The organism is Microbacterium sp. TPU 3598, from assembly GCF_002356155.1.
In the GTDB taxonomy this organism is placed as follows: domain Bacteria; phylum Actinomycetota; class Actinomycetes; order Actinomycetales; family Microbacteriaceae; genus Microbacterium; species Microbacterium maritypicum_A.
In genome coordinates, this window is sequence record NZ_AP017975.1 from 917680 (window position 1) to 941314 (window position 23635).

Below are 23635 nucleotides of genomic sequence, written 5' to 3' on the forward strand. Positions count from 1 at the left end.
CCGCGGTCAGCGCGGCATCTGCGCGGCGAGGCGCACGTCGGTCGAGATCTCCCGTCGGGTCCAGGCGAAGAGATGACGGGAGTCGAATGTGCGCGAGCACCGGGCGCACGATGTCGGTCTCGTCGGGCGGCGGTGCCGGTAGGTGACGTGACCTGCGGGGCAGCTGCCCACCCAGGGGGCGAGCTCCACGGCCGTCTCACCGTGGTGGGTCGTTCCCCCGACGTAGCCGAGATCACGGGCGACGCGCTTCCACGCGGGCCCATGCGCAGCGGCGTGACCGGCGAGGGCGTGCGCGACCTCATGCAGCAGCACCTGATGGATGTCGTCGTCTTCGAAGCGTGCGGCGAGATAGCGGGACACGGTGATGCGCTTCTTCGTGTAGTCGCACTGCCCGGCCCGCCGCTTGGCGTTGTCGAAGCCGAAAGACCAGCTGTCGTCGAGGTGCAGCGTGATCAGTGCTTCGCCCCAGACGCGCACACGGTCAAGTTCCGCCATGCGATCAGGCTAAGCCATGCCGCCGACATCGCGGTGGCACGAAGACTCAGCCCGCGATGAGCTGCGGCGGGCGGCGCCGCTCGACAGCCTCGATGGCCAGGAGCGCCGTCTCGAGCTCGCTGTCTTCCGCACCCGACTCGCGCCGGAGGAACAGCGACTGCTTGAAGCTCTCCCTGGCGGTCTCGTAGTCGCCTGCGTCGTAGGCGTTCTTGCCGTGGTGCTGGTACGCGAACGCGGCTATCGACAACCAGCGCTGCCCCTCCGCCTCTGTCGCGCAGGTCGAGAGCTCCTGTTCGGCTGCGGCATGCGCACCCCGATACTGCAGGATCGTGGCGTGCAGCACTCGGGCGCGCAGAACGTCCTTCCGGGTGCCGGCCATGCGCGCCTGACGCACCGTCTCATCGGCCAGCGCGAGCGCCTCGTCGAGGCGGTCGAGCACTTTCAACAGCCACACGCGCTCCAGCAGAGCGGGCAGGCTGCGCTGCGAATCGATCTCCGCGAGTCGTGCCTCGCACTCGTCGAGATCGACCTTCTCGCGGAGGGTGTCCTGGTCGTATCCCCGGATCAAACTCATTGCTCTCCTTCCGCAGCGTCCCCCACCAGTCTGCCTTCCGGTGACGGGGTCGTCGGGGCGGCGCGCCCTGGTCTCCGCATCCTCTCTTCGACACACGGCGCCCCGGCGCTGCTGTCACCGATCGTGCCTCTCCTCGGACGCCGGAGACGCTCGTGGCTCAGCGCAGGAAGAGCGAGGCGTCGGGTCGCGGGGAGGCGATGGCGTCGGCGTCGGTCACGATCCGCGCCCCGTGGAGGAAGGCGTCCGCCTCGGCGCCCTGCGCGATCTTCGCGGGGTGGGGACCGGCGGCCAGGATGCGCGGCAGCCATTCCGTCGGCAGGGGAGCGGCCGAGGCCGCGACGACGAGGTTGCCGAACCGCCGGCCCTTGAGCACCTGTGTGTCGGCGAGGATGCCGATCTCGGGGAGCACGTCTGCGATGGTCGCGGCCTGTCGGCGGGCGAAGGCGAGACCGGGGCCGTCGGCGACGTTGACGAGGAGCACGCCGCCGGGCGCGAGCAGCTCCGCGAGCTCACGGTAGAACTCGACGCTGGTGAGGTGGGCGGGCGTCTGGGCTCCGGAGTACACGTCGGAGACGACGAGGTCGCAGCTGGCCTGCAGTCCGCTCGGCAGCTTCGCGACGCCCTCGCGGGCATCGCCGATCCTGATCCGGATCGCCGCCCCTTTCGGCAGAGGAAGATGTTCCCGCACCAGCTGAGCGAGGGGGGCCTCGAGTTCGATGACCTGCTGCCGGGAGCCAGGCCGCGTCGCCTCGACGTAGCGGGGGATCGTCAGCGCACCGGCGCCGAGATGCACGGCGGTCAGCGGGCCGGGCGGCAGCTGGTCGATCACCGCCCCCATGCGCACGATGTACTCGAAGTGCAGGTGCGTCGGGTCGTCCAGATCGACGTGCGACTGCGGCGTGCCGTCGACGATCAGCTCGAAGCCGCTCGTGAACTCCGACGGGATGATGCTGGCGATGCCGCCGTGATCCAACCGGACCTGGGGATGCTCGGTGTCGCGCGATCTCGTCCGGCCCATGGGCACGAGCCTACGCGCTGGCGGTGCGGCTCAGCGCTGCTTTCCGTTCGCGCACGTCTCCTGTTCCGCCGTCTGTCCGGAGATCGCCGAGTCGAGCGTCGCGCGCGGCGCCGGAGCCTCGGTCGCCGGGGCGTCGGTGGCCGGCGGGTCGGTCGCGGGAACCTCGGGGTCGGTTCCCGGCGCGGGCTCGACGAGCTCGACGCCTCCGTTGTTGCTGACATCGCCGGTGAGCTGCACGGGCTGGCCCGCCTTCAGCGCGTCCCAGATGCTGGTCGCGGCGTCCCGGTTCGGGACCACACGATCGGAGTCGTCTGGATCGGCGAACACCGGATACTGCAGGAACACGAACTCCGAGAACGGCACGTCCTTGATGGAGAGCGCGAGCTGGGCAAGTCGGAGGGGGTTCCCCAGTTCGTCGCTGGGATCGATGTTGTCCACGATGGTGTCGGCGAGCCCCAGCACCTTGCCGGGGTCGGACAGCACCTCGTCGCTCATGATCTTCTTCACCAGGCGCGACATGTACTGCTGCTGGTTCGATACGCGCGCCATGTCGCTCTCGTCGCCGACGCCGTGCCGGGTGCGGATGAACTGCAGGGCTTCGTAACCCGAGACGGTGCGCAGACCCGGCTCCCAGTCGAGCGCGGTGTGCCGGTCGCGGATGCCGTCACCGCCGATGCACACCTCGACGCCGCCGATCGCGTCGGTCACCTCCATCACGCCGTCGAAGTCGATCTTCGCCGCGAAGGGGATCTCGATCCCGGTGAGCTCGGTGACGGTCTTCGCGACGCACGACATCCCGGCGTTCTGATAGATCGAGTTGATCTGCGTCTTGCGGGTCTCCGAGGCGATCGATCCGTCTTCTCTGGTGCACTCCGGCGTGGGGATCATGAGGTCGCGGGGAAGCGAGACGACGGTGACGTTGCGCGGCTCCGCCGAGACGTGGACCAGCAGGTTCACGTCGTTGAGGATCCCCCCGTCGGCTTCGGAACAGCGCTCGCCCAGCAGGCCGGTCGACACCTCACCGCATTCGTCCGTGCCGATGATGAGCATGCTGAACTCGCCGGGGTACGCGCTGATCGACGGTGGCTCGACCTCGGGCGCCCCTTCCAACGTGACGGCGCCGTCGTTGAAGCGGTTGAAGTAGTCGGTCACGACGAACGCGACGACGGCGATCGCCGAGACGAGCACGACGCCCAGGGTGATGCCGGCGATCTTCAGGAATCCTCTGCCCGGCCCGGGAGAGGGGAGCGTCGCGTGGCGGGCGACCGTCGAACGGTCCTTGTCGGGAGTGCGGCGAACCATCCGGGGAGCCTATCGGGAGAAGCTGATGTTACGGCCGCGTGACGATTGTGAGAGGAACTTGCAGGTAATTAGTTAGTCGTGGATACTTTTTCCTAACCCCCGGTGAGTACCCGATGCTTGCCAGGACTTTTCAAAGAGGAGATCCCCGCAATGCACAAGCGCATTCTCTCGGCCGTGGCGCTCGGCGCCGTGGCCACGCTCGCCCTCGCCGGTTGCGCCGGCGGCAGCGACACCGGCTCCACCGACGGCAAGGGTCAGGAACTCACCGTCTGGATCATGAAGGGCACGAACCCCGATGCCTCCGCCTTCTACGACAAGGTGTCCGACGCCTTCGAGAAGGAGACCGGCGCGACGGTCAAGATCGAGGAGATCCAGTGGGCCGACGCCCATGACCGCTTCGTGACCTCCATCGCCGGCGGCACGACCCCCGACATCGCCGAGACCGGCACCACCTGGACCGCCGAGTTCGCCGACGCCGGTGCGCTCGAGCCGCTCGACGAGTACGTCGATGCCGAGAAGGGCCTCCGCGACGACCTCGTCGAGGGCCTCGAGGTCGCCGGCACCTACGACGGCGAGCTGTACGGCATGCCGTGGTACGCGGGCGTCCGCTCGCTCGTCTACCGCGCCGACGTGTTCGAGGAGCTCGGACTCGAGGCCCCGAAGACGTGGGACGACATCGTGGCTGCGGGCGACGCCATCAAGGCCGCCAAGCCCGACATGCTCCCCTTCCCGGTCCCGGGCGACGCCGAGTTCCAGGTCTACCCCTGGGTCTGGGGCGCCGGCGGCGAGATCGCCACGAAGGACGGCAAGACCTGGACGAGCGAGCTGGACAGCACGGAGTCGCAGGCCGGCATCGAGTTCTACACCGGCCTGGCCACCGAGCACGGCTTCTCCTCCGCGGGTGCGACCACCTGGAAGGAGACCGACCTTCGTGACGCGTTCACCCAGGGCAACGTCGCCATGATGCTCTCGGGCTCGTGGACGCCGAAGTCGCTCGTCGAGGCGAACCCCGACCTCGAGGGCAAGATCGGCGCGGCCGTCATTCCGGGCGAAGACGGTGGCATCGCTCCGTCCGTGCTCGGCGGATCGCACCTCTCGGTCTTCAACACGACCAAGAACGCCGACCTGGCGTGGGAGTTCGTCAAGCTCATGACCACCGGCGAGTTCGCCGAGCAGTGGTCGAACGAGACCGGCTACTTCCCGGGCGTCCAGTCCGCGATGGAAGAGGCACTGGCCTCGACCGACCCGCTGGTCGCACCGTTCGCCGAGCAGATGGTCGACGGCGGAGCATCCGTTCCGGTCACCCCGAACTTCGGCGCCGTGCAGGCGAAGAAGACGACCAACTCCATGATCCAGGCCATCCTCAGCGGACAGAAGGACGTCGCGACCGCGACGAAGGACGCCGCCGCCGAGATGACCGAACTCCTCAACCAGAAGTAAGGAAGCATCCCTTCCATGTCGATGGTGCAAGCGCCACTGCCGGCCACGAAGGCGGAGTCCACCTCCGCCTCCGTGGCCGGCGGCCGGAAGCGACGCGGTCTCTCGATCGTCGCGGCCCGCCCCTGGCTCCTTCTCGCGCCCGGGCTGGCCATCCTCGCGGTGCTCATGCTCTGGCCGCTCGTCCAGGTGTTCATCTACTCGCTGCAGGACTACGGTCTGCGCGAGATCAACACCGGTGAGAACAACTGGATCGGTCTCGACAACTACGTCGAGGCGCTCACCAACCCGACCCTCTGGACGGTGGTGCTGCCCAACACCGTCGGGTTCGCCGCCGTGGCCGTGTTCGTCACGGTCGCCGTCGGCACGCTCGTGGCGCTCCTGCTCGCACGCCTCGGCACCACCTGGCGCGTCATCGTCTCCAGCTGCATCATGGTCGCCTGGGCGATGCCCGCCGTGACCGGAACCTATGTCTGGACCTTCATCTTCGATGCCGACCGCGGCATCTTCAACACGGTGCTGCGTGACCTCGGTCTCATGGACGACCCGGTGAACTGGTTCACCAACCAGTGGTCGTTCTACGCCATCGTGCTCCTCAACGTGGTGCACCACGGCTTCCCGTTCGTCGCCATCACGGTGCTGGCCGGCCTGCTCGGTGTCTCGAAGGAGATGCTCGAGGCCGCCGCTCTCGACGGTGCCGGCGCCTGGCGTCGGTTCTGGAAGATCATCTTCCCCACGCTCAAGCCCGTCTTCTCGGTCGTGATCATCCTGTCGACCATCTGGGACTTCAAGGTCTTCGCGCAGGTGTACCTGATGCCCGGCGGTGGGGGTGGCAACCGTCAGGTGCTCAACCTCGGCGTCTGGTCGTATGTGGAGTCCTTCGGCCAGAACCGCTACGGCTTCGGTGCGGCGCTCGCCGTGCTGCTCACGCTGGTGCTGATCGGCATCACGATCGTCTACATCCGCTCCCTCATGAAGGAGGACGAGCTGTGAACCCGCGCCCGAGGCTCCGCTCCCGCATCGGAATCGGGATCGCGGTCGCCGCCGTCCTGATCTTCACGCTGTTCCCCGTCTACTGGATGGTCTCCAGCGCATTCGACGGCAAGGCCTCCAGCGGCGGCCAGTCACTGCTCCCGCAGGAGTTCACGTGGGACAACTTCGCCTTCGTGCTCACCGACGGCGGATTCGGCACCTACCTGCGCAACTCGGCGATCGTGGCGCTCGTCACGGTCCTCGTGAGCGCGCTCGTGTGCCTGCTCGCCGCGGTCGCGGTCGCGCGCTTCAAGTTCAAGTTCCGCACCACGATCCTGATGATGATCCTGATCGTGCAGATGGTGCCGCTCGAGGCGCTCGTCATCCCGCTCTTCCTCCAGGTGAAGAGCCTCGGTCTGCTCAACAGCATCCTCGGCCTGATGGTCGTGTACGTCGCACTGTCGCTCGCGTTCGGCATCTGGATGCTCCGCGGCTTCGTCGCCGCTGTCCCGGTCGAGCTCGAGGAGGCCGCGTACATCGACGGCGCGAGCTGGTGGCGCATGTTCCGCTCGGTGCTGCTGCCGCTGGTGATGCCCGGCCTCGTGGCGACCAGCATCTTCAGCTTCATCACCGCGTGGAACGAGTTCATCTTCGCGATGACCATCCTGGGCGCGCAGACCGACCAGTACACGGTCTCCATCGGTCTGAAGTCGTTCTTCGGCCTGCACTCCAACGACTGGGGCAGCATCATGGCCGCGTCGACGATCATCACCGTGCCCGTCATGATCTTCTTCGTGCTGGTGCAGCGCAAGCTCGCCTCCGGCATGGTGGCGGGAGCGGTGAAGGGATGACCGACGACCTCGAACGCCTCGCGAACGGCGTGCTGTGGCCGGGCTTCTTCGGCACGGAAGCTCCGGAGTGGCTCCGCGACGAGCTGCGCGACGGACTGGCCGGGGTCGTGTACTTCGGGCAGAACGTCGGCGCGGGTCTTCCCGCCCTCAGCGCCGCGATCCTCGACGCGAACCCCGACGCCCTGATCGGCATCGACGAGGAGGGCGGCAGCGTCACCCGGCTCGAGTCCGCCACCGGCTCGACGGTTCCGGGTGCCGCCCAGCTCGGTCTGCTCGACGACCTCGTCGCGTCGGAGAAGACCGGCGCCGAACTCGCGCGTCGGGTGCGCGCCGTCGGGGCCAACGTGGTGCTCGGTCCGGTCGCCGACGTCAACACCGATCCTCGCAACCCGGTGATCGGCGTGCGGGCATTCGGCGCTGACGAGGCGCTCGTCTCACGGCACGTGGTGGCGACGATCGACGGTATCCAGGACGGGGCGGTGGCCGCCTGCGTCAAGCATTTCCCGGGCCACGGCGACACCCACATGGACTCGCACCACGCGCTCCCCGAGATCACTCTGGATCTCGACGAGTTCGAACGGGTGCACCTCGAACCCTTCCGTGCCGCGATCGATGCCGGTGTGGATGCCGTCATGACCGCGCACATCGTGGTTCCGGCGTGGGGAGAGCAGCCCGCCACCCTCAACCCGCGGGTGCTCGGCATGCTGCGCGACTGGGGCTACGACGGCGTCATCATCACGGACGCGCTCGACATGGCCGCCATCCGTGAGACGGTCGGACTCGGTGGGGGAGCAGCCAAGGCGCTCGCTGCCGGAGCCGACCTCCTCTGCATCGGGAACCCGACGAATCCGGGTGATGCCGCTCTTCCCGACCAGGACGAGCAGGACTTCCGCGCCGCCAGAGACGGGATCGTCGCCGCGCTGCGAGACGGTTCGCTCTCGCGGGCGCGTGTCGAGGAGGCGGCAGCCAGGGTCGCATCCCTCGCCGCCAGGCTCCGCGTCGCTGCGGAGCAGACGCACGAGCAGATCGAGGCCTTCGACGCGGCGGAGATCGTGCGCCGCGTGGTGACCGTCTCCGGCGACGCCCCGCAGGCGACGTCGGAGCTCGCCGTCATCGACGCACGTCGACGCTCGACGCTCGCCGTCGACAGCGCGGGGTCGTACGTCGCGAGTGCGCTGGCCGGAGATGGTCTGCGGGTGCGCCTCGACGTGGCATCCGCCCCGGTCTCCGAACAGGACCGCGTGATCGACGAGGTCTCCGCAGCCGCAGGCACGACGGTGCTGCTGATCGATCGTCCCGACACGGACGCCGCGCAGCGTGCACTCGTCGAGCGCGCCGCTGTGCGTGATCCTCGTGCGGTGGTCGTCAACGTCGGCCTCCCCACGGCGAATCCGCTGCCGCTGCCGACGATCGAGGTCGCCGCAGCCAGTAGGCTCGGTGCGCAGACGGCGCGTGAAGCACTCCTGGGACGGTTCCCGGTGCAGCAGAGGATGACCAGCGCCGGCTGAGACGGGATTCCCTCCATGGACGACGACGTTCTCGCTCGGGTGCGGCGCTCACTTCCCAAGGTGAGCGCCGCCGAAGCGCGCGTCGCGGAGACGATCCTGGGAGACCCGACACTCGTCGTCGATCTGGCGATCAACGATCTCGCCCAGCTCTGCCACACGTCGCTGTCGACGGTCGCCCGGTACGCCCAGGCGCTCGGATACAGCGGGTACCGGGAGCTCAGGGTCGCGGTCGCCCGCGCGGTCACCCTGGAACAGGCGCAGCAGGCCCGGTTCGGTCTGGACACCACGGCGATCGATCCCGACGACGGTCCAGCGGCGATCGCCGCCAAGCTCGCTGCGCAGGAGATCGACGCCATAGAGAAGACCGCCCTGGCGCTCGACCCTCTCGCCCTCGATCGGGTCGCCCGCGCCGTGGTCGACGCGCGGCACATCGACCTCTTCGGTCAGGCGGCGTCGTCGCTGACGGCGCAGGACCTGCAGTTGAAGCTGTCACGTATCGGATGCTCCGTGTCGCACTCGGCGGACCCGCATCTCGCGGTCACGACGGCTTCGCTGCGGACTGCCGACGATGTGGCGATCGCGTTCTCCCACGGCGGAGAGACCGCGGAGACGCTGCGTGCCCTCGAAGTCGCGCGCGATGCCGGCGCCCTCACCGTGGCGGTCACCAGCGCACCGGACTCGCCGCTGGCGCTCGCAGCGGATGTCGTGCTGCTCACGCACGCGCACGAATCGCCGTTCCGGATGGCCGCGATGTCGAGCCGCATCGCTCAGCTCGCCCTCGTCGACGTGCTGTTCGTGCGTGTCGTGCAGCACCGCGGCGAACCGGTTGCGGTCTCGCTTCAGCGGACCCACGACGCCGTTCCCACACGACGCCGGACCTGATGATCGGTATCCGCCTCGTCGGGCGGAGGCCGCTGCGTCAGGCGGAGTTGTGGGCGTAGCTGTTCCTCCTCACGGGGATCTCTCCGCCCGCGGCGACGCGCCTCAGTCCACGTGATCGCGCGTGCTCACCAGGGCACGCGTCGCGATGCGGTGCCCTCGGGCGACGCTCCCCGCGAGTGACAGGCCGGTGAGGATCCCGGCGAGGAAGCCGGCCGCGAAGGCATCTCCGGCCCCGATGGTCTCCACCACGGGTGCGTCCAGCGCGTCGCTCTCGGCGGTCTCCGTGCGGTCGAACGCCACGGCCCCGCTCGAATCGGTGACGAGCAGATACCGCGGCTCGGGGAAGAGCGCACGCAGCTGATGCGGATCGCTCGTCCCGAACACGGCTTCCGCGTCGGGCCTGGTGCAGAACACGACGTCGGCCCGGCGTGCGAAGTCGGAGACGATCCTCCTGCCCTCCGCCTCGCGGCCGCGCCAGAGCGCCGGGCGCCAGTTCAGGTCGAAGCTGAGCAGCCGGTCGGATCGTCGATCCGCGAACAGGGTCTCCTGGGCCGCGAGCGCCGAAGCAGAGAGCGCCGGCGTGATGCCCGAGGTGTGCACGAGTGCGGCATCGGCGAGGAGGGCGGATGCCGCCGGTGTGGTCAGCGTCTGCGGTGAGAGGGCTGCGGCGGCGGAGCCGGCACGGTAATAGTGCATGGTGCCGTCGACCGCTCCGTCGTCACGGGCCGAGAGCTCCTTCACGTAGAGGCCGGTGGGCGCGTCGCCGTCGACTTCGACCGCGGAGGCGTCGACGTCATGGGCGTGCAGCTCGGCGAGGAGGAAGCGTCCGAATCCGTCGTCGCCCACACGGGAGAGGACCGAGGTGCGAATGCCCGCCGAGGCCAGGGCGATCGCGGTGTTCCACTCGGCGCCCGCGAGGGAGCGGTGGAAGGTCCGGCAGTCCTCGAGCGGACCGGCGGTGGCGGCGACGAGGGCGACCATGCCCTCGCCGAAGCAGACGGCGAGCGGGGTGGTGTCTGGCACGATCTGGACACTACCGGATCGGTGCGGGCTGCGCTGATATCGGATTGCAACATGGATGCGTTTGGCATCTGAGGATCTGCTGGGTACCGTCGAGTCATCACCGTCCCCGAGGCGAAGAAGCCTCGGGACGCGCAACGAAGCGCCCGACAGGGAAGGTCACACAATGCACCAATCAGTCAAGCGTCGGCGAGGACTCATCGCCGTAACCGGAGCCACGATCGCTGCGCTCGCCCTCGCGGGCTGCGTCGCCAGCGAGCGTGGTGACGAAGGGTCTGAAGGTTCCGGCGACGTCGACGGCACGTTCGTCTTCGCCGCTTCCTCCGACCCGGCGAGTCTCGACCCCGCCTTCGCGCAGGATGGCGAGAGCTTCCGCGTCTCGCGTCAGATCTTCGAAGGTCTCGTCGGCACCGAGCCCGGTACCGCCGACCCGGCACCGCTCCTCGCCGAGTCGTGGGAGTCGTCCGAGGACGGCATGTCCCATACCTTCGAGCTGAAGAAAGACGTCACGTTCCAGGACGGCACGCCGTTCAACGCCGAGGCCGTCTGCGTGAACTTCGACCGCTGGTTCAACTGGACGGGGCTCGCCGCGTCCGAGGCCTTCGGCTACTACTACAACAAGCTCTTCAAGGGGTACGCCTCGAGCGCGGCGGACGCCGTGTACAAGTCCTGCACCCCCGACGGCGAGAACTCGGTCACGATCGAGCTGAACAAGCCGTTCGCCGGCTTCGTCGCCTCGCTCTCGCTGCCGGCCTTCGCCATGCAGAGCCCCTCGGCGATGCAGGAGTTCGGCGCGGATGAGGTCAGCGGCTCCGCCGAGGCCCCGCAGCTCTCCGAGTACGCGATGGGTCACCCCGTCGGCACCGGGCCCTACGCCTTCGAGGAATGGGCACCGGGCGAGCAGGTCACGCTCAAGTCCTATGACGGGTACTGGGGAGACAAGGGACAGGTCGACGAGATCATCTTCCGCACGATCGACGACCCGACCGCTCGCCGGCAGGCGCTCGAGTCCGGATCGATCGACGGCTACGACCTGGTCGGCCCCGCCGATACCAAGGCGCTCGAGGACGACGGCTTCACCATGGTGTCGCGTCCGCCGTTCACGATCCTCTACCTCGCCTTCAACCAGGCGGTCCCGGAGCTGCAGGACCCGAAGGTCCGTGAGGCCCTCTCGTACGCGGTCGACAAGGATGCGCTGATCAGCCAGGTGCTGCCGGAGGGCACGCAGAAGGCGATCGAGTTCGTGCCCGAGGTCGTCAACGGATACAACCCCGATGTCACGACCTACGACTACGACCCCGAGAAGGCCAAGTCGCTGCTGGCCGAGGCGGGCTACACCGAAGCGAACCCGTTGAAGCTCACCTTCAACTACCCGGTCAACGTCTCGCGTCCCTACATGCCGGACCCCGAGCAGATCTTCACGGTGCTGTCGTCGCAGCTCTCCGAGGTCGGCGTCGAGACCACCCCGGTCTCGGAGGAGTGGGTCGAGTACCTCGACCGCACCACCGGCACCTCGGACCACGGCATCCACCTGCTCGGCTGGACCGGCGACTACAACGACACCGACAACTTCGTCGGCGTCTTCTTCGGCCAGCAGAGCTCCGAGTGGGGCTTCGACAACCCCGAGCTGTTCCAGAAGTTGAACGAGGCGCGCGGCGTCTCCAACCTCGAGGACCAGACGGCGCTCTACGAGGAGATCAACGAGATGGTCGCCCAGTTCATCCCGGGCGTCCCGCTCGCGCACCCGGCGCCGACCCTGGCGTTCGACCCGCGCGTGAAGAGCTATCCCGCCAGCCCGGTGAACGACGAGGTCTTCACGGACATCGTCCTCACCAAGTAGGCCTGACCACCTGATACGACGCTCTCCCGGTCCCGCGCATTCGGCGGGACCGGGGGAACGGCGTACCTTCTGATCGACGGAGATCTTCGTGCTGCGCACCATCGGCAGGCGACTGCTGTTCCTCATCCCCACCCTGTTCGGGCTCAGCATCCTGCTGTTCGCCTGGGTCAGGGCCCTCCCCGGCGGCCCCGCGGTCGCCCTGCTCGGCGAGAAGGCCACACCCGAGGCCGTCGCGAGAGTCAACGAGCTCTACGGCTTCGACAAGCCCCTCATCGAGCAGTACTTCATCTGGATCGGACGCCTCCTGCAGGGAGACTTCGGCACCTCCATCCAGACCAACCGACCGGTGACGGAGGAGTTCCTCCGCCGGTTCCCCGCGACGCTGGAGCTGAGCGTCATGGCGCTTATCTTCGCGGTGGGCATCGGCATCCCGCTGGGGTACTGGGCCGCCCGCCGCCACGGGAAGTTCACCGACCACGCGTCGGTGGTGCTGAGCCTGATCGGCATCACCATCCCGGTGTTCTTCCTCGCGTTCATCCTGAAGTACGTCTTCGCGGTCCAGCTGGGATGGCTGCCGTCGGACGGGCGCCAGAATCCACGAATAGACGCGACCCATCCCACCGGGTTCTATGTGTGGGACGGCATCATCACCGGCGAGTTCGATGCCGCATGGGATGCGATCCTGCACCTGATCCTCCCGGCACTCGCGCTCGGTACCATCCCGCTCGCGATCATCGTCCGCATCACCAGGGCCAGCGTCCTGGAAGTGCAGAACGCCGACTACGTGCGCACCGGCCGCGCGAAGGGTGTCGGATCGCCGACGTTGCGGAACCGCTTCATCCTGCGCAACGCCATGCTCCCGGTGATCACCACGATCGGCCTGCAGACCGGGCTCCTGATCTCGGGGGCGGTGCTCACCGAGACGGTGTTCGCCTTCCCCGGAATCGGCTCGTTCCTGGCGAGAGCGATCTTCACCAGGGACTTCCCGGTCCTCCAGGGTTTCATCATCTTCATCGCGATCGCGTACGCGCTGATCAACCTGGCGGTCGATGTCTCCTACAGCTTCATCGACCCGAGAGTGAGGGTGCAGTGATGTCCCTCCCCATCGTCCGAAAGGAGGCGGTCGCATGACCATCGCGCTCCCGCCCGCCCAGGGCCCCTCCGCGGAGAGCGGCGGCAGCATCGACACCGTCGCCATCGCCCAGGCCGATCTGAAGAACGGCTCCGGCGGCTTCTGGCGGGACGTGTTCCGCCGCCTCCGCCGAAACCCGACGGCATGGATCGGCGCGGCCATCGTCGTGGCGTTCCTGCTCATCGCCGCGCTCGCGCCCCTGATCGCTCCCTACCCGGAGACGGCGCTGCCGGGTGCGAAGTACATCACGCCGACCTACATCCCGGGACCGGGGGAGCTGCCGCAGTTCCCGCTGGGCCTCGACCGCTTCGGCGGCGACGTGCTGTCCAAGCTCATCTGGGGCGCGCAGGCGTCTCTCATGATCGGCGTCATCTCCACGGCCATGGGCCTGGTCGGCGGCATGATCCTCGGCCTGCTCGCCGGCACGTTCGGCGGCTGGGTCGACACGCTCATCATGCGCATCGTCGACATCATCCTCTCGGTGCCGAACCTGCTGCTGGCGGTGTCGATCGCCGCGATCCTCGGGCAGACCCCGTTCGCCATCATGATCGCGATCGGGGCCTCCCAGGTGCCGATCTTCGCCCGGCTGCTGCGCGCCTCCATGCTGCAGCAGCGCTCCAGCGACTACGTGCTCTCGGCGCAGACGCTCGGTCTGGGTCGCGGCAAGATCACCATGTCGCACGTGCTGCCGAACGCGATCGGACCCGTGATCGTTCAGGGCACCCTGACGCTCGCCACCGCGGTCATCGATGCGGCGGCGCTGTCGTTCCTCGGCCTCGGCGGCGGACGGCCCGAGACGGCGGAGTGGGGGCGCATGCTCACCTACGCGCAGGCCGAGCTCGCCATCGCGCCCTGGCTCGCCTTCCTCCCCGGTATCTGCATCGCCGTCACGGCGCTCGGCTTCACCCTGCTGGGTGAAGCGCTGCGCGAGGCGATGGACCCCCGGACGAGGGCGCGATGAACGCGCGGGACGACGGTGCCGTGAGCGCCGCGAAGGAGAAGCAGATGTCGACCGAACCGTTGCTGTCGGTCCAGGGACTGGCCGTGGACTTCGCCACCATGGACGGCGTCGTGCACGCCGTCGAAGGCGTCGACCTCGAGATCCGTCCCGGCGAGACCGTCGCGATCGTGGGGGAGTCCGGCTCGGGCAAGTCCACCACCGCGATGGCCATCATCGGACTGCTCGCCGGGGGAGGCCGGATCGCGTCCGGCAGCATCCGGCTCGACGGCAAGGAGATCTCGCGGTCACCCGAGCACGAACTGCGCACGATCCGCGGTCGTGACATCGGTCTCGTGCCGCAGGACCCGATGTCGAACCTGAACCCGGTGGCGAAGATCGGCACGCAGGTGGCGGAGACGCTGCTCGCGCATGGCCTCGCCACCCGACAGAACGTGCAGGCGAAGGTGGTCGAGGCGCTGACCGCCGCGGGCCTTCCCGATCCGGCGCGGCGGGCGAAGCAGTACCCGCACGAGTTCTCCGGCGGCATGCGCCAGCGTGCGCTCATCGCGATCGGTCTGGCGTGCAAGCCGCGACTGCTGATCGCCGACGAGCCCACCAGCGCGCTCGACGTCACGGTGCAGCAGACGATCCTCGATCAGATCGGGCAGATGACGCGCGAGCTGGGCACGGCGGTGCTGCTCATCACGCACGACCTGGGCCTCGCCGCCGAGCGTGCGGAGCGGGTGATCGTGATGCACCGCGGCAAGGTGGTGGAGCAGGGCGGTGCGCGCCAGATCCTGGAGGACCCGCAGCATCCGTACACGCAGTCGCTCGTGAAGGCGGCCCCGTCCGTCGCGGCGGCACGCCTGCGGCCCGAGGCCTTCCGGACCCGGGAACGGGCGGCCGATGCCGATGCCGATGCCGATGCCGTCGTCGATGCCGTCGTCGAGGCGGCCCCCGCGGACAACATCGTCGAGATCGAGAACCTCACCAAGGTGTACCCGGTGCGGGGCCGCGGCGAGGATTTCGTGGCCGTCGACGACGTGTCGCTGGTGATCCCGCGCGGGGAGACGGTCGCGATCGTGGGCGAGTCCGGTTCCGGCAAGACCACGACCGCGCGGATGCTGCTGAAGGTGATCGAGCCGACGAGCGGGCTGATCCGCTACGAGGGCAAGGACATCGCGTCGCTGAGCCGGGCGGAGACGAAGGAGTTCCGGCAGCAGGTGCAGCCGATCTTCCAGGATCCGTACTCGAGCCTGAACCCGATGTTCACGATCGAGCGCCTGATCGCCGAGCCGCTGGAGTTCTACAAGCGGGGGAGCGGCGCCGATCGGCGCAAGCGCGTGCGGCAGCTGCTCGACGACGTGGCCCTGCCGCAGTCGATGCTGCGGCGGTATCCGTCCGAGCTGTCCGGCGGCCAGCGACAGCGTGTCGCGATCGCCCGTGCCCTGGCCCTCTCGCCCGATCTGATCGTCTGCGACGAGCCGGTGTCGGCGCTCGATGTGCTGGTGCAGGACCAGATCCTGAAGCTGCTCGGCGACCTGCAGCGGGAGTACGGCCTGAGCTACCTGTTCATCTCGCACGACCTCGCGGTGGTGCGGCTGATCAGCGACTACGTGTGCGTCATGAAGGACGGCAGGCTCGTGGAGGCGGCGACGTCGGAGGAGATCTTCACGAATCCCCGTGACCCGTACACGCGGCGTCTGCTGGCGTCGATCCCCGGCAACGAGCTGGGCATCGCGTCCTGAGATCACCTCCTCCGATCGCCGGGCCGCATGTGTTCCGGTCCGGCGATCGGAGACTCATACCGCAGCTTCCGAGATTGGTCAAGGACTGCGCTTGCCATGTCGCATAATCGTGCGTATAGTTAGTAGTTGCGCTCGTTTCTCCCTGCCCTCATATGGTGGTCGGCATCTGTCGAGTTCCCGGGCGCACACTCCACCTGACGACAAAGGAATCGAGAAGCCCTGCGGGGCTCACGGAGGTTATTCCCTTGGCTGCTGCTCGCAACGCATCCACATCCACCACCACCAAGAACGGACGCGGAGCTTCCCGTCTTTCGTTCGCCAAGATCTCCGACACGCTGACGGTCCCTGACCTTCTCGCCCTGCAGACCGAGTCCTTCGGTTGGCTGGTCGGCAACGACGCCTGGAAGGCGCGCGTGGCCGAGGCCAAGAAGCAGGGTCGCACCGACGTCAACGAGAACAGCGGTCTGGGCGAGATCTTCGAGGAGATCTCTCCGATCGAGGACCTCGGCGAGACGATGCAGCTGTCGTTCACGAACCCCTACCTCGAGCCGGAGAAGTACTCGATCGAGGAGTGCAAGGAGCGTGGCAAGACCTACGCCGCTCCGCTGTACGTCGAGGCCGAGTTCATGAACCACCTCACGGGTGAGATCAAGACCCAGACGGTCTTCATGGGCGACTTCCCGCTGCAGACCGACAAGGGCACGTTCATCATCAACGGCTCCGAGCGCGTCGTCGTGTCGCAGCTCGTGCGTTCGCCGGGTGTCTACTTCGACAAGACCCCCGACAAGACGTCCGACAAGGACATCGTGTCGGCGCGCGTCATCCCGAGCCGTGGTGCATGGCTCGAGTTCGAGATCGACAAGCGCGACCAGGTGGGCGTGCGCGTCGACCGCAAGCGCAAGCAGTCGGTCACCGTCTTCCTCAAGGCACTGGGCATGACCAGCGAGGAGATCCTCGCCGAGTTCGCCGGCTACACCTCGATCGAGGAGACGCTCGCGAAGGACACGATCGTCACCAAGGAAGATGCGCTCCGCGACATCTACCGCAAGCTCCGTCCGGGCGAGCAGGTCGCCGCCGAGGCCGCCCGCGCGCTCCTGGACAACTTCTACTTCAACCCGAAGCGCTACGACCTGGCCAAGGTCGGTCGTTACAAGATCAACCACAAGCTGGGCCTGGACCAGCCGCTGACCTCCTCGGTGCTGACCGTCGAGGACATCGTGGCCACGATCAAGTACCTGGTGCGCCTGCACGCCGGCACCGAGGAGACCTTCACGGGCATCCGCGGCGGCAAGAAGGCCGAGATCCGTCTCGCGACCGACGACATCGACAACTTCGGCAACCGTCGCATCCGCGCGGTCGGCGAGCTGATCCAGAACCAGGTCCGCACCGGTCTGTCCCGCATGGAGCGCGTCGTCCGCGAGCGCATGACCACGCAGGACATCGAGGCGATCACCCCGCAGACCCTGATCAACGTGCGCCCCGTCGTCGCCGCGATCAAGGAGTTCTTCGGAACGTCGCAGCTGTCGCAGTTCATGGACCAGAACAACCCGCTCGCCGGTCTGACGAACAAGCGTCGTCTCTCCGCGCTGGGCCCGGGTGGTCTCTCCCGTGACCGCGCCGGCGTCGAGGTCCGTGACGTCCACCCCTCGCACTACGGCCGCATGTGCCCGATCGAGACGCCTGAAGGCCCGAACATCGGTCTGATCGGTGCTCTCGCGACCTTCGCGCGCATCAACTCGTTCGGTTTCATCGAGACCCCGTACCGCAAGGTCGAGGGTGGCGTCGTCACCGAGCACATCGACTACCTCACGGCTTCCGAAGAGGTCGACTTCAACATCGCGCAGGCCAACGCCCCGCTCGATGCCAAGGGTCGCTTCATCGAGAGCCACGTGCTGGCGCGCCCCAAGGGCGGCAGCGGCGAGGTCGACATGTTCCTCCCGGAGGACATCGGCTACATCGACGTCTCCCCGCGCCAGATGGTGTCGGTCGCGACCTCGCTCGTGCCGTTCCTCGAGCACGACGACGCACAGCGCGCCCTCATGGGTGCCAACATGCAGCGTCAGGCTGTGCCGCTGCTGCGCAGCGACTCGCCGCTCGTCGGAACCGGTATGGAGGGCTACACGGCCATCGACGCCGGTGACGTGCTCACCGCCGACAAGGCCGGTGTCGTCTCCGAGGTCTCCGCAGACCGCGTCGTCGTCATGCTCGACGAGGGCGGGACGCAGGAGTACCACCTCCGCAAGTTCGACCGCTCCAACCAGGGCACGTCGTACAACCAGAAGGTCGTCGTCAACGCCGGTGAGCGCGTCGAGGTCGGAGAGGTCATCGCCGATGGCCCCGCCACCGAGAACGGCGAGCTGGCCCTCGGAAAGAACCTCCTCGTCGCCTTCATGACGTGGGAGGGTTACAACTTCGAGGACGCGATCATCCTGAGCCAGGACCTGGTGAAGGACGACACCCTCTCCTCGATCCACATCGAGGAGTACGAGGTCGATGCCCGCGACACCAAGCTCGGCAAGGAGGAGATCACCCGTGACCTCCCCAACGTCAGCCCGGAGCTGCTGAAGGACCTCGACGAGCGCGGCATCATCCGCATCGGCGCCGAGGTCCGCCCCGGCGACATCCTCGTCGGCAAGGTCACGCCGAAGGGTGAGACCGAGCTGTCGGCCGAGGAGCGTCTGCTCCGCGCGATCTTCAACGAGAAGAGCCGCGAGGTCCGCGACACGTCCCTGAAGGTGCCTCACGGCGAGCAGGGCACGATCATCGCGGTCAAGGAGTTCAACGCCGAGGACGGCGACGACGAGCTCGGCTCCGGCGTCAACCGCCGCGTCGTGGTCTACATCGCCCAGAAGCGCAAGATCACCGAGGGTGACAAGCTCGCCGGCCGTCACGGCAACAAGGGTGTCATCGCGAAGATCCTCCCGATCGAGGACATGCCGTTCATGGCGGACGGCACCCCGGTCGACATCGTCCTGAACCCGCTCGGCATCCCCGGTCGAATGAACTTCGGCCAGGTCCTCGAGACCCACCTCGGGTGGATCGCGAAGCAGGGCTGGAAGGTCGAAGGCACTCCGGAGTGGGCAGCCCGTCTGCCGGAGCAGGCATTCGAGGCCGCTCCCGGCACGAAGGTCGCCACCCCGGTGTTCGACGGTGCGAGCGAGGAGGAGATCGCCGGTCTCCTCGACGCGACCATCCCGACGCGCGACGGTGTCCGTCTGATCGACTCCAGCGGAAAGGCCCAGATGTTCGACGGCCGCTCCGGCGAGCCGTTCCCGGCCCCGATCTCGGTCGGCTACATGTACATCCTGAAGCTGCACCACCTGGTCGACGACAAGATCCACGCACGTTCCACGGGTCCGTACTCGATGATCACCCAGCAGCCGCTCGGTGGTAAGGCGCAGTTCGGTGGACAGCGCTTCGGTGAGATGGAGGTGTGGGCCCTCGAGGCCTACGGCGCCGCATACGCGCTCCAGGAGCTCCTCACGATCAAGTCCGACGACATCCTCGGCCGCGTCAAGGTGTACGAGGCGATCGTCAAGGGCGAGAACATCCAGGAGCCCGGCATCCCCGAGTCCTTCAAGGTGCTCATGAAGGAGATGCAGTCGCTCTGCCTGAACGTCGAGGTCCTCTCGGCCGACGGCACGCTGGTGAACCTCCGCGACACCGACGATGAGGCGTTCCGCGCCGCAGAAGAGCTCGGTATCAACATCTCCAGCCGCTTCGAGGCCGCCTCGATCGACGAGATCTAATCCTTCGGGGGCCCGGGACACGCGTTCCGGGCCCACCGAAGCAGACTTCTCAAAAAGAATTTCCGACACAGGAGAACTAGTGCTCGAGTCCACAACTTTCGATGAGCTTCGCATCGGCCTGGCGACCGCAGACCACATCCGCGCGTGGTCCTACGGCGAGGTCAAGAAGCCCGAAACCATCAACTACCGCACCCTGAAGCCGGAGAAGGATGGTCTCTTCGGAGAGCAGATCTTCGGCCCGTCCCGCGACTGGGAGTGCGCCTGCGGCAAGTACAAGCGCGTCCGCTTCAAGGGCATCGTCTGCGAGCGCTGCGGCGTGGAGGTCACCAAGAGCTCCGTCCGTCGTGAGCGCATGGGTCACATCGAGCTCGCCGCTCCCGTCACCCACATCTGGTACTTCAAGGGCGTGCCCTCGCGTCTGGGCTACCTGCTCGACATGGCGCCGAAGGACCTCGAGAAGGTCATCTACTTCGCCGCCTACATGGTCATCTCGGTCGACGAGGAAGCTCGTCACCGCGACCTGGGCACGCAGGAGAACAACATCCGCCTCGAGCTGAAGACGCTCGGCGACCGCCGCGATGCCAAGATCGCGGAGCGCCTGGCCAAGCTGGAGGAGGAGCTCGCTGCCCTCGAGGCAGAGGGTGCCAAGGCCGACGCCAAGAAGAAGGTCAAGGACGCCGCCGAGAAGGAGATGTCGCTCATCCGCAAGGGTGCCGACGAGGCGATCCTGAAGCTGGAGCGCGTGTGGGAGGACTTCCGCACCCTCGAGGTCGGTGCTCTGCGCCCGGAGGACGACGTCTTCCACGAGCTGCAGGACCGCTTCGGCCAGTACTTCGAGGCCTACATGGGCGCCGAGTCGATCCAGCGTCGCCTCGCGGCGTTCGACCTCGTCGCCGAGGCGGAGAACCTGCGTCTGCAGATCTCCGAGGGCAAGGGTCAGCGCAAGATCCGTGCGATCAAGCGCCTCAAGGTCGTCAGCTCGTTCCTCGAGACCGGCATGAGCCCGGCCGCGATGGTCCTCGACGTCGTCCCGGTGATCCCGCCGGAGCTGCGCCCGATGGTCCAGCTCGACGGTGGCCGCTTCGCGACCTCCGACCTGAACGACCTGTACCGCCGTGTGATCAACCGCAACAACCGTCTTCGTCGTCTGATCGACCTCGGTGCCCCCGAGATCATCGTCAACAACGAGAAGCGCATGCTGCAGGAGGCCGTCGACGCACTGTTCGACAACGGTCGCCGTGGTCGTCCCGTCACCGGTACCGGCAACCGTGCCCTGAAGTCCCTCAGCGACATGCTGAAGGGTAAGCAGGGTCGTTTCCGCCAGAACCTGCTCGGAAAGCGTGTCGACTACTCGGGCCGTTCGGTCATCATCGTCGGCCCGCAGCTGAAGCTGCACCAGTGCGGTCTGCCCAAGCAGATGGCTCTGGAGCTCTTCAAGCCGTTCGTGATCAAGCGCCTGATCGACCTCGGTCACTCGCAGAACATCAAGGCGGCCAAGCGCGCCGTCGAGCGCACCCGTCCTGAGGTCTGGGACGTGCTCGAGGAGATCATCCGCGAGCGTCCGGTGCTGCTCAACCGTGCACCCACCCTGCACCGTCTGGGCATCCAGGCGTTCGAGCCTCAGCTCGTCGAGGGCAAGGCCATCCAGCTGCACCCGCTCGTCTGCGCGGCGTTCAACGCCGACTTCGACGGTGACCAGATGGCTGTCCACCTGCCGCTGTCGGTCGAGGCTCAGGCCGAGGCCCGCGTGCTGATGCTCGCGTCGAACAACATCCTGAAGCCGTCTGACGGCCGTCCGGTCACCCTGCCTTCGCAGGACATGATCATCGGTCTGCACCACCTGACCACGGTCAAGGAGGGTGCTGCCGGTGAGGGTCGTGCGTTCGGTTCCGTGGGCGAGGCGATCCTGGCCAAGGACGAGGGTTCCCTCGACCTGCAGGCGAAGATCCGCATCCGCATCCCCGGTCTGACCTTCCTCGAGGGCGAAGCTCCCGAGGGCTACGAGCGTCACGGTCTCGTCGACGCCTCCCTGGGTCAGGCGATCTTCAACGACACGCTGCCCAAGGGCTACCCGTTCGTCCGCGAGCAGGCCGACAAGAACAAGCTGTCGCAGATCGTCAACAAGCTGGCCGAGGAGTACCCCAAGGTCGAGACGGCTGCGTCGCTGGACCGCATCAAGGACGCCGGTTTCTACTGGGCCACGCGCTCCGGTGTGACCGTCGCCCTGAGCGACATCCTCACCCCGCCGAACAAGGCGGAGATCGTCGCCGGCTACGAGAAGCAGGCCGCGAAGGTCCAGTCGCAGTACGAGAAGGGTCTGACGACCGACTCGGAGCGTCGCCAGGAGCTCATCAAGATCTGGACCGAGGCCACCGACGAGGTCCAGGCCGCCATGAAGGCGAACTTCCCCGAGGACAACACCATCAACCGCATGGTGTCGTCGGGTGCTCGTGGTAACTGGCTGCAGATCCGGAACATCGCCGGTATGCGTGGTCTGGTGAACAACCCCAAGGGTGAGATCATCCCGCGTCCGATCATCTCCTCGTACCGCGAGGGTCTGTCGGTTGCGGAGTACTTCATCGCGACGCACGGTACCCGTAAGGGTCTGGCCGACACCGCTCTGCGTACCGCCGACTCGGGTTACCTGACCCGTCGTCTGGTGGATGTCTCGCAGGACGTCATCATCCGCGAAGAGGACTGCGGCACGTCGAAGGGCCTCGAGCTCCCGATCGCCGCACCGAACTCGCAGGGTGAACTCGTGCGCGACGCGAACGTCGAGAACTCGGTGTTCGCTCGTACGCTGGCCTCCGATGTCGTGAGCGAGTCGGGCGAGGTTCTCGCCTCGGCCGGTGACGACGTGGGTGACGTGCTGATCGACAAGCTCGTCGGGCTCGGTGTCGAGAGCATCAAGGTGCGCTCGGTCCTGACCTGCGACTCCGCCGTCGGTGTCTGCGCGCAGTGCTACGGCCGTTCGCTCGCGACCGGCAAGACCGTCGACATCGGCGAGGCCGTCGGCATCATCGCGGCCCAGTCGATCGGTGAGCCCGGTACCCAGCTGACGATGCGTACCTTCCACACGGGTGGTTCGGCATCGGCGGATGACATCACGCAGGGTCTTCCCCGTGTGCAGGAGCTCTTCGAGGCGCGTACCCCCAAGGGCGCGTCGCCGATCGCCGAGGCCGATGGCCGCATCGCGATCGACGAGACCGACAAGGGCAAGAAGGTCATCCTCACGCCCGACAGCGGTGACGAGCCGGTCATCTACCCGGTGCTGAAGCGCGCGACGCTTCTCGTCGAGGACGGGCAGCACGTCACGGTCGGTCAGCCGATCCTGGTGGGCACGCTCGACCCCAAGGAGATCATGCGTGTCATGGGTGCTCGCGAGGTGCAGCGTTACCTCGTCGGCGGCGTCCAGGGCGTGTACCGCTCGCAGGGTGTGCCGATCCACGACAAGCACATCGAGGTCATCGTCCGTCAGATGCTCCGCAAGGTCACCGTCGTCGATCACGCCGACACGACCCTGCTCCCGGGTGAGATGGTCGACCTCAAGCGCTACCAGTCGATCAACCGCGAGGCTGTGGCAGAGGGCAAGCGTCCCGCGTCCGGCCGTCCGGAGCTGATGGGTATCACGAAGGCGTCGCTCGCGACCGAATCGTGGCTGTCGGCCGCCTCCTTCCAGGAGACGACCCGCGTGCTCACCGAGGCTGCGATGCAGGGCAAGCGCGACCCGCTGGTCGGTCTCAAGGAGAACGTCATCATCGGTAAGCTCATCCCCGCCGGAACCGGTCTCTCGAAGTACCGCGACGTCACGGTCGAGGCCACCGAGGAAGCCAAGAGCGAGCGCTACCCGAACCGGATCTTCGCATCCGACGGTGCGTACGCCGACGGTGACTTCGGCTACGTCGACTTCGACGCGTTCTCGACGGACGACATCACCCCCGGTACTTACAACTGATCGAGGCGAGAGCCGCAGTACTGAGTACTGAATGACGCAGAAGGCCCCAGGCGACTCGCCTGGGGCCTTCTGCGTGCCCGGCGGTGTGCGACGTGGCGCGAGTGCACGGGAAGCTGCCGAGCGCACGGGTGACGTGTGTCGCCGAGCCGTGCACTCGTCGAGAAGCCGTGCAGTCGGCGGAGGATCCTGACACGCGCGGAGCGCGTTGGACG

16 protein-coding genes are annotated in these 23635 nt (G+C 67.3%); 11 read left to right on the forward strand and 5 right to left on the reverse strand.

The window, feature by feature from the left end; genetic code table 11:
- Positions 1-6 precede the first annotated feature (6 nt).
- From MST3598_RS04290 to MST3598_RS04305, 4 genes are all read right to left on the reverse strand, one after another.
- Positions 7-495, reverse strand: a complete 489-nt coding sequence (locus MST3598_RS04290; RefSeq protein ID WP_029259795.1) for a SprT-like domain-containing protein — start codon at positions 493-495, stop codon at positions 7-9.
- Positions 496-541: 46 nt separating this feature from the next.
- On the reverse strand, positions 542-1069 hold the full coding sequence (locus MST3598_RS04295; RefSeq protein ID WP_029259796.1) for a hypothetical protein: 528 nt from the start codon (positions 1067-1069) through the stop codon (positions 542-544).
- Positions 1070-1226: 157 nt separating this feature from the next.
- Entirely contained in the window at positions 1227-2087 is an 861-nt protein-coding gene (locus MST3598_RS04300) for a spermidine synthase (RefSeq protein WP_029259797.1), read from the reverse strand.
- A gap of 30 nt (positions 2088-2117) precedes the next feature.
- The gene (locus MST3598_RS04305) at positions 2118-3389 is read right to left on the reverse strand and encodes an LCP family protein (RefSeq protein ID WP_029259798.1); all 1272 of its coding nucleotides are present in this window, start codon (positions 3387-3389) and stop codon (positions 2118-2120) included.
- 150 nt (positions 3390-3539) lie between these two features.
- Here MST3598_RS04305 and MST3598_RS04310 point away from each other — a divergent pair, with 150 nt between their 5' ends.
- From MST3598_RS04310 to MST3598_RS04330, 5 genes are read left to right on the forward strand one after another with little or no spacing between them, the layout of a single operon-like run.
- Positions 3540-4829, forward strand: coding sequence for a sugar ABC transporter substrate-binding protein (locus MST3598_RS04310; protein WP_029259799.1), 1290 nt, complete (start codon positions 3540-3542; stop codon positions 4827-4829).
- 15 nt (positions 4830-4844) lie between these two features.
- On the forward strand, positions 4845-5819 hold the full coding sequence (locus MST3598_RS04315; protein WP_021199003.1) for a carbohydrate ABC transporter permease: 975 nt from the start codon (positions 4845-4847) through the stop codon (positions 5817-5819).
- Positions 5816-6649 carry a carbohydrate ABC transporter permease gene (locus tag MST3598_RS04320; RefSeq protein ID WP_017828171.1) on the forward strand — a complete coding sequence of 278 codons (834 nt, stop codon included), beginning with the start codon at positions 5816-5818 and terminating at the stop codon, positions 6647-6649. The genes MST3598_RS04315 and MST3598_RS04320 overlap by 4 nt, the downstream gene beginning before the upstream one ends.
- Complete coding sequence (locus MST3598_RS04325; protein WP_029259800.1) at positions 6646-8157, forward strand: glycoside hydrolase family 3 N-terminal domain-containing protein; 1512 nt, start codon at positions 6646-6648, stop codon at positions 8155-8157. Before MST3598_RS04320 ends, MST3598_RS04325 begins: the two co-directional genes overlap by 4 nt.
- 15 nt (positions 8158-8172) lie before the next feature.
- The gene (locus MST3598_RS04330) at positions 8173-9039 is read left to right on the forward strand and encodes a MurR/RpiR family transcriptional regulator (RefSeq protein ID WP_029259801.1); all 867 of its coding nucleotides are present in this window, start codon (positions 8173-8175) and stop codon (positions 9037-9039) included.
- A gap of 102 nt (positions 9040-9141) precedes the next feature.
- On the opposite strand, the gene MST3598_RS04335 is transcribed toward MST3598_RS04330, so the two are convergent.
- Positions 9142-10062 carry a sugar kinase gene (locus MST3598_RS04335; RefSeq protein ID WP_029259802.1) on the reverse strand — a complete coding sequence of 307 codons (921 nt, stop codon included), beginning with the start codon at positions 10060-10062 and terminating at the stop codon, positions 9142-9144.
- Between the two features lie 163 nt (positions 10063-10225).
- On the opposite strand from MST3598_RS04335, the gene MST3598_RS04340 reads away from it, so the two are divergent.
- The 6 genes from MST3598_RS04340 to rpoC all read left to right on the forward strand — a co-directional run bounded on the left by MST3598_RS04340 (position 10226) and on the right by rpoC (position 23423).
- Entirely contained in the window at positions 10226-11899 is a 1674-nt protein-coding gene (locus MST3598_RS04340) for an ABC transporter substrate-binding protein (protein ID WP_029259803.1), read from the forward strand.
- An 88-nt stretch (positions 11900-11987) separates the two neighbouring features.
- Positions 11988-12992 carry an ABC transporter permease gene (locus tag MST3598_RS04345; protein ID WP_017828176.1) on the forward strand — a complete coding sequence of 335 codons (1005 nt, stop codon included), beginning with the start codon at positions 11988-11990 and terminating at the stop codon, positions 12990-12992.
- A 34-nt stretch (positions 12993-13026) separates the two neighbouring features.
- Complete coding sequence (locus MST3598_RS04350; RefSeq protein ID WP_021199008.1) at positions 13027-13992, forward strand: ABC transporter permease; 966 nt, start codon at positions 13027-13029, stop codon at positions 13990-13992.
- Positions 13989-15719: an ABC transporter ATP-binding protein gene (locus MST3598_RS04355; RefSeq protein WP_029259804.1), complete on the forward strand. Its 1731-nt coding sequence runs from the start codon at positions 13989-13991 to the stop codon at positions 15717-15719. Before MST3598_RS04350 ends, MST3598_RS04355 begins: the two co-directional genes overlap by 4 nt.
- Before the next feature lie 245 nt (positions 15720-15964).
- Positions 15965-19468, forward strand: coding sequence for a DNA-directed RNA polymerase subunit beta (gene rpoB, locus MST3598_RS04360; protein ID WP_021199010.1), 3504 nt, complete (start codon positions 15965-15967; stop codon positions 19466-19468).
- A gap of 79 nt (positions 19469-19547) precedes the next feature.
- Positions 19548-23423, forward strand: coding sequence for a DNA-directed RNA polymerase subunit beta' (rpoC, locus tag MST3598_RS04365; protein ID WP_021199011.1), 3876 nt, complete (start codon positions 19548-19550; stop codon positions 23421-23423).
- Positions 23424-23635: the final 212 nt, after the last annotated feature.